Source organism: Synechococcus sp. CS-1328, from assembly GCF_025128095.1.
Classification (GTDB): Bacteria; Cyanobacteriota; Cyanobacteriia; order PCC-6307; family Cyanobiaceae; genus CBW1002.
Window position 1 is genome coordinate 1 of the sequence record NZ_JAHLYT010000037.1, and the last position, 6,981, is coordinate 6,981.

The window sequence follows — 6,981 nt, forward strand, 5'->3', positions numbered from 1 at the left end:
CGTAGCGCAATTGATCTCAAGCATCAGGCGTCGCTGAAGCAAGATTGCCTTTGAGACCACGCCGAGACCGCATTGGGCGTTGGCATGGAGCGAGTTGGTTCGTTTTGCTCAAAACGGCCTATGTGCAACACGCTCCTAGCCCGAAGGGCTTCTGCTTGCAGTAGATCGAGCAATTCGTGGCGGCCTACAACAAGACCAAGGCGCCGTTCAACTGGACCGCCACAGCGGATTCAATCCTGGAGAAACTCCAGCGACTTTGCTCGCAAATCTCCGGGACGGCACACTAGGAGCCTGTTGCGCATAGAACGCCAGCGCGCGCTCCACAGACGCCCCTGAATCTGCCCAGACCCTTGTCGCCGCAATGGATCTGGGCGAGATAATGGGTCCATGCAGAAGCCCAAGACCTTCCGCCCCTGGCAGCCTGAGCAGAGCACCCTGCTGCCGCCGTCGCCCAGGGAGTGGCTGTCGGATGACCATCAGGTGTATGTCCTGCTGGATCTGGTCGATGAGCTGGATCTTTCGGCCATCCTCATCCCTGCCCAAAGCAAGGATCCCCGCGGGGAGAAAGGGTTTGATCCGCGAATGATGGCGCTGTTGCTGCTCTACGCCTACTGCGTGGGCACCGTTTCCTCCCGCAAGATCGAACGTGCCTGCTACGAGGATCTGGCCTTCCGCGTGCTGACGGCCAACCAGCAGCCGGACCACAGCCGGATCAGCGAGTTCCGCCGCCGGAACCTTGAGGCTCTCAGCGATCTGTTTGTGCAGATTCTGCGGCTCTGCCAGAAGGCCGGGATGGTGAGCCTGGGCCATGTAGCCCTCGATGGCACCAAGGTGCAGGCCAGTGCCTCCAAGCACAAGGCGATGAGCCACGAGCGGATGCTCAGGGCTGAGAAGGAACTGGAGAAAGAGATCAACGCCTTGGTGCGCAAGGCCGAGATCCTGGATGCCCAGGAGGATCGCCGGTACGGCAAGGGCAACCGTGGCAGTGAGCTGCCCGATGCGTTGCGGCACAAGCAGAGCCGCCTGGCCAGGATCCGCCAGGCGCGCAAGGAGATGGAAGCGGAAACCGCTGCTGCCGCAGCGCGGCAGCGATGGGAGGAAGCAGAGGAGGCCAGGGCCAAAGCAACGGCAGTGCGCGCGGCCGATGCACCAGCAGCGGAGCAGGCCGAGCTCAACAAGAAAGCCGAAGCGGCAACAGCCAAGGCCAAGGCAGCTCGTGACAAAGCGATCGAGGCCGCCGAAAACGCCGGTCTGGAACCACCGGATCTGAATCCGCTGGCGGCTGATGCGATGCCCAGGCGTGGCCTGGCGAGGCAGGCCGATGGGGCCCCAACCAGCAAGACCCAGCGGGATTTCACGGATCCCGAGAGCCATCTGATGCAGTCAGGCGGCTCCTATCTGCAGGGCTACAACTGCCAGCTGGCTGTCGACAGCGACCACCAGGTGATCGTGGCGGTGGGTGTGAGCAACCAGCCCCCAGATGTCGAGCACCTGCCTCCCATGCTGGGGCGCATCGCTGACAGCGCTGGTGCACTGCCGGATGTGATGACGATGGACGCGGGCTACTGGAGCGAGGCCAACGCCAAGGCCTGCGCTGATCAGGGCGTTGACGCCTACATCGCCACCGGCCGGCTCCCCCACGGCCAGCCGCTACCGCCGAAACGCGGGCCGATGCCCAAGGATGCCGATGCCAAGGCCCGCATGGTCCGAAAGATCAGAAGCAAGAAGGGCTCCAAGATCTACGCCCAGCGCAAGGCGATCGTGGAGCCGGTGAACGGCCAGATCAAGGAAGCCAGGGGCCTGCGGCGCTTTTTCCTGCGGGGTCTGAAGAAGGTCGATGGTGAATGGCATCTGATCGCTGCCACACACAACCTGCTCAAGTTGTTCCGGTTCAGGCGATCACAGCAGCTGGCGCTGGCGGCAACGACGGGATGAGGGGCAACGGCCTTGGCAAGCACGGCCAGGGCTGACTCAAACCCGCCTGAATGAACCTGCTCAGCAGAAGAACATTGCTGTTGGAGTTCACCTCAGCCACGGTTCGTCGTGGCCAGGGGCTCGCTGCTCTATTGGCAACAAACTCCTAGCGGCCTTTCTTGTAGTGCAGCTTGCGGTTCATCCGGGGCGGCCCACGCTGCCAGCCAGCCCTCGGGGACTGTGTGGCGCGACTGGACCGCGTGGGTGGACTGGAACCAGGAGCAGATCCAGGCCTCGCTCTCGATCGGTGTGGCCACCCATGCTGGCGAGGAAGACGTCGACCTGTTCATGCGCCGCGCGGATCGGGCCATGCACTCCGCCAAGCGCGAGGCCGGCAGGCGCCTGGCCCCAACCTTGGCAGGATGAGGGTTGGAGTTCTGCCGGCTGCAATGGAGCCAAACCAGGCGTCGGTTGCCCAGGCCCCTTCCGGACAAGGCCGCCCGATCGCCATCCTGGCCGTGGCGATGGTCGGCGTGTTCCTGCTCGATCTGGTCCTGCCGCGCAACATTCCGCTGCTGCCTTACTACTTCCTGGTGGTGGTGCTTTCGGCTGGCGTGGCTACGCCGCGGCAGATGGCTCCCTTGATCGTGCAGGCCTACGGGCTGGCGATTGCTGCAGGGATCTACTGGGGCTTCTTCCCCTCGATCGACTACTTCACGCGCCTGCTGGCGCTCTCCGGCGTGACGGCCGTGGCGCTGCGGCTCTCGGCGCAGCGCGGCCGGGAAACGGCGCATCGGCGGCGCAGCGAGCAGATCCTCCGCCTCACCCTCGACAACGCCGCCGCCGGTGTCGGCCTGGCCGATGCCAGCGGCCGACTCTTCCGAGTCAATCCCGCCCTCTGCCGCACACTCGGCCGCGATGCCGCCACTCTGCAAACCCTTTCCTGGCCGGAGATCACCCATCCGGACGAGATCAGCAAGGAACAGCCTCTGGTGGAGGAGATGCTGGCCAACAGGCGCGACAGCTACCGGATCAAGAAGCGCTACCTGCGCGGTGATGGCAGCACCGTCTGGCTCGATGTGAGCGTTGCCTGCGTTCGCAAGGCCGATGGTCAGATCGATTTCTTCATCGGCCAGGGGATCGACATCAGCAATGAGGTGAACAGTCTTCAGGCCCTGGTCAGGTCCGAGGAGCTGCTGCGCAACACTCTGGAGCAAACCAGCGTGGGCCTGGCGCTCTGCAAGCAAGAAACAGGGCAGATTTTCCAGTCCAATCAAACCCTGCGTGCAGCTGTTCCCCTGGCGCCGGCCGTCCTGGAGGCCACCCCGCTGCCCCAGCTCCTGCGGGCAGTGGAGCAGCCCACCGCCGCAGGACTGGACCACGCCCACGACTGCGAGGCGATCGACACGGCCGCCGTGGAGGCGTTGCTGCGCGGTGAATCGGATCACTACCGCGTGCGCCTGCGCCTGCAGCGCCCTGGCGGTCCTCCTGGTTGGGCAGATGTGCGTCTCACCAACCTCCGCGATGCCAGCGGCACCGTGATGCACGTGCTGATGGAGCTCGACGACATCTCCGAGCTGGTGGCCCAGACCGAGTACCTCCAGGCCGCCGCCGCCGCCGGGGTGGTGGGCATCTGGGACTGGGACGTGCCCAGAAACATCCTCCATTGGGACCCGGTGATGTACCGGCTTTATGGCCGCAACCCCAGCCAGTTTGCCGGCGCCTATGAAGCCTGGGCCGATGCGCTTCATCCGCAGGACAAGGCCACCACGGAGGCAGCGATTCAATCAGCCCTGCGTGGTGAATCTGTCTATGCACCCCGCTTTCGGGTGGTGTGGCCCGATGGCTCCGTCCACCACCTTCAGGCGGCTTCCCACACCAGCTTCGATCGGCAGGGGCGGCCGCTGCGGATGCTGGGCGTGAACTACGACGTGACGGAGCTGGTGCAGACCCAGGAGCAGCTGCAGGCCGAACAGCAGCGGCTCAGCACCACCCTCGATTCCCTGCTGGAACCCCATCTGATCCTCGGGCCGGTGCACGATGAGGCCGGCTCGATCGTGGATCTGATCATCCTGCGGGCTAACCCGGCGGCCGCCGCTTACAACCACATGACGATGGAGGAGTTCGTGGGGGCCAGGATCCTGGAGCTCTGGCGGGAGCATGTGAGCAATGGGCTGTTCGATCGCTACCTGGAGGTGCTCAGCAGCGGCGAGCCCCTGATCCTCGACAACTTCCCCTTCCAGCATGCCCAGCAGGGCGGGCTGCGCTATCTCGACATCCGTGCGGTGAAGGTGGGCGAGGAACTCAGCATCACCTGGTGGGATATGAGCGAGCGCATCATGGCGGAGCGGGAACTGGAACGCCGCGCCGCCACCGACAGTCTCACCAGCCTGCTGAATCGGGAGGAGATGTTCGGCCGGCTCCAGCGGCTTATGGCTGCCAACCAGCGCCAGAGCGACCAGTTGGCGCTGCTGTTCTGCGACATCGATCACTTCAAGGCTGTGAACGACACCTACGGGCACAACGCCGGCGATGCCGTGCTGCAGGCGATGGCGGCGCGGGTGCGCTCCTGCCTGCGCTCCTCTGATCTGGCGGCCCGCATCGGTGGTGATGAGCTGCTGGTGGCGTTGCCGGGTCTGACGGGGTTGCCGGATGCGATGGCGATCGCGGAGAAGCTGCGTCACCTGGCCCACAAACCGGTGTCGACTGCTGATTGGGAAACCCAGATAAGCATGAGTATCGGCGTGGCCTTGGCCCAACCAGGCGAATCCCACGACGATCTGATCGCCCGTGCTGATGCCGCGATGTATGCCGCCAAGCAACAGGGACGCGATCAGGTCGTGGCGATCGCCGGCGAAAGGCCACTGGCCGAAAGGTGACTCCTCCTGGCCTGTATCGATACCCCTGAGAGTGCCCAGCGACCGGCTGCCAGCACGGCGATCTGGTGATCGTCGACCGCAGCCTCGAACCCCGCCCCGGCCGCATCGTGGTGGCGGTGCTCGACGGCGCCTTCACCCTCAAGCGCCTGGCGCGGCACCGGGGCCGCCTGCGGCTGGAGGCCGCCCATCCGGCCTATCCGCCCCTGGAGCTGGAGGCCTGCGGCGACGTGCAGATCTGGGGTGTGGCGGTGCATGTGATCCACCCGCTGTGAAGCCTTACCCCACCTAGGTTTGAAACAACGCAGGATGAGCAGGCGCCATGGCGAACGCCCTGACCGAGTCCCAGGGCAGCACCCCTCCGGAGCCGCCGGCAGCGGCGGCGCACATCAGCCAGGACGATCTGAATCCCCTGCTCAGCGGGCGGCTCTGCCAGCTCCATGACCAGCTGCTGGAACTCGTGCCCTGCGTCGATCGCATCGCCTGCGTGCTCTACGACGACGACACCGATCTGCTCAAGACGTTCGTGAACAGCACCCGCCGCGGCGAGGCGATCAAGGGCTACGAATTCCACCTCCAGGAGAGTCCCTCGCTCAGCGCCATCGCCTCCAGCGGCACGCGGCGGGTGATCGACGACATCCAGACGGCGGTGCAGCCCACGAGTCCGCACTCCAGCTGGCTGCTGGAGCAGGGCTACCGCTCCTCGCTGACGGTGCCGCTGACCGACCAGGACCGCTTCATCGGCTTCGTGTTCTACAACTCCTGCCAGCCGGCCGCGTTCACACCGGTGGTGGAGCGCAATTTGGCGCTGTTCACGCGGCTGATCAACATGATGATCTCCAGTGAGCTCAACTCCGTTCGCTCCATCCTGGCCTCCGTGCTGGTGGCGCGTGACTTCGCCGACCTGCGCGATTTCGAGACCGGCGCCCACCTCAGCCGCATGGCCCACTATTCGCGCCTGATCGCCCGCGACCTGGCGCCGCTCCACGGCCTCGACGACGAGTTCATCGAGCACATCTATCTGTTCGCCCCTCTGCACGACATCGGCAAGATCGGCATCCCCGACCGCATCCTGCTCAAGCCCGGCAAGCTCGATCCGGAGGAGCGCCGGCTGATGGAGACCCACGTGGATCTGGGCCTGTCGATCATCGACAAGATGCTGGGGGAATTCGCCCTGCAGGATCTGCCCGACTCCCACGTGCTGCGGGCGGTCACAGGCAGCCACCACGAAATGCTCGACGGCTCCGGCTACCCCCGCGGCCTGCGGGGGGAGCAGGTCCCCCTGGCGGCCCGCATCATCGCCGTGGCCGACGTGTTCGACGCCCTCACCAGCCAGCGGCCCTACAAGCCGGCCTGGTCGGTGGCCGAGGCCTGCGCCGAGCTCGACCGGCTGGTGGCCGCCGGCAAACTCGATGGCGACTGCGTGGCGGCGATCAAGCGCCACACGGACGAACTGACCAGCATCGGCGCCCGCCACCAGGAAGAGTCGCCGGAGGGCTGAGCGCCGGCCCTGAACCGAGCAGCAGCGCACCCACGACCAACCAGTACGGATCTACCATCGGGGGAGTCGGGAGCGAGCGGTGGGCAGCGCCCGGCAGGCGATCGCCCTGATCGACGGCAACAACTTCTACGCCGCCTGCGAGCAGGCCCTCGATCCGGCCCTGATGGGCCGCCCGGTGGCGGTGCCAGGGCCTATTAGAAGCGTGTCCCAAAAAGGCTGGCCGGCCCCATTCATCTGCGTTGTCCTGCGTGGAAACCGCTCCTCAGCCTTGGGATCCCAGCCCACAACGCCAGTCACCGCAACCGATCTGATCAGCTTCCTCAAGGCGCTGCCGGACTGCCGCATGCGCCGGGGGATTCGCTTCCCGCAGGTGGATGCTGCTGGTGGCGATTCTCGCGATCCTGAGCAACCAGGGATCGCTAGTGGGGATTGAGCGGTTCCCGCTCACCAGACCACAGGCACGACGCCGGGGCCAGCCCAAGCGGGACAGACTTCTAATAGGCCTTGGCCGCTCCCATTCGCACCACTGCACCGCAGGCCTGGTCTCCACGTTCCTCCGTCGCCCGATGCCCAGACGGCTGAGGGCCCGAGTTACGGTGGTCAAGGGTAGAGGCAAGAGCCCGCCGCCTCTGCCACCCCCCCTGATCCTGAGCCGGGCATGAAGTTGATCCTGCTGGGCAATGCCGGCGC

General features: G+C 65.5%; 5 protein-coding genes and 2 pseudogenes. All 7 read left to right on the forward strand.

All coding sequences use genetic code 11. The features are described 5' to 3' along the window. Positions 1 to 164 precede the first annotated feature (164 nt). A pseudogene (locus tag KQ310_RS06345) lies at positions 165 to 287 on the forward strand (IS630 family transposase); the annotation flags it as partial. A gap of 100 nt (positions 288 to 387) precedes the next feature. Then, the gene (locus tag KQ310_RS06350; RefSeq protein ID WP_259720929.1) at positions 388 to 1,935 is read left to right on the forward strand and encodes an IS1182 family transposase; all 1,548 of its coding nucleotides are present in this window, start codon (positions 388 to 390) and stop codon (positions 1,933 to 1,935) included. A 243-nt stretch (positions 1,936 to 2,178) separates the two neighbouring features. Next, entirely contained in the window at positions 2,179 to 2,340 is a 162-nt protein-coding gene (locus KQ310_RS06355) for a hypothetical protein (RefSeq protein ID WP_259720930.1), read from the forward strand. Positions 2,341 to 2,363: 23 nt separating this feature from the next. Continuing rightward, on the forward strand, positions 2,364 to 4,793 hold the full coding sequence (locus KQ310_RS06360; protein WP_259720931.1) for a diguanylate cyclase domain-containing protein: 2,430 nt from the start codon (positions 2,364 to 2,366) through the stop codon (positions 4,791 to 4,793). A 44-nt stretch (positions 4,794 to 4,837) separates the two neighbouring features. Beyond that, positions 4,838 to 5,065 (forward strand): annotated as a pseudogene (locus KQ310_RS06365) (LexA family protein); the annotation flags it as partial. Positions 5,066 to 5,112: 47 nt separating this feature from the next. After that, positions 5,113 to 6,291, forward strand: a complete 1,179-nt coding sequence (locus KQ310_RS06370; protein WP_259720932.1) for an HD domain-containing phosphohydrolase — start codon at positions 5,113 to 5,115, stop codon at positions 6,289 to 6,291. A gap of 79 nt (positions 6,292 to 6,370) precedes the next feature. Then, the gene (locus KQ310_RS06375; RefSeq protein WP_259720933.1) at positions 6,371 to 6,724 is read left to right on the forward strand and encodes a hypothetical protein; all 354 of its coding nucleotides are present in this window, start codon (positions 6,371 to 6,373) and stop codon (positions 6,722 to 6,724) included. The last annotated feature ends 257 nt before the right edge of the window (positions 6,725 to 6,981 follow it).

Excerpts from the sequence above, each read along its gene's own strand:
- KQ310_RS06370 (WP_259720932.1), top strand. The coding sequence starts at position 5,113 with ATGGCGAACGCCCTGACCGAGTCCCAGGGCAGCACCCCTCCGGAGCCG.
- KQ310_RS06350 (WP_259720929.1), top strand. The coding sequence starts at position 388 with ATGCAGAAGCCCAAGACCTTCCGCCCCTGGCAGCCTGAGCAGAGCACC.
- KQ310_RS06360 (WP_259720931.1), top strand. The coding sequence starts at position 2,364 with ATGGAGCCAAACCAGGCGTCGGTTGCCCAGGCCCCTTCCGGACAAGGC.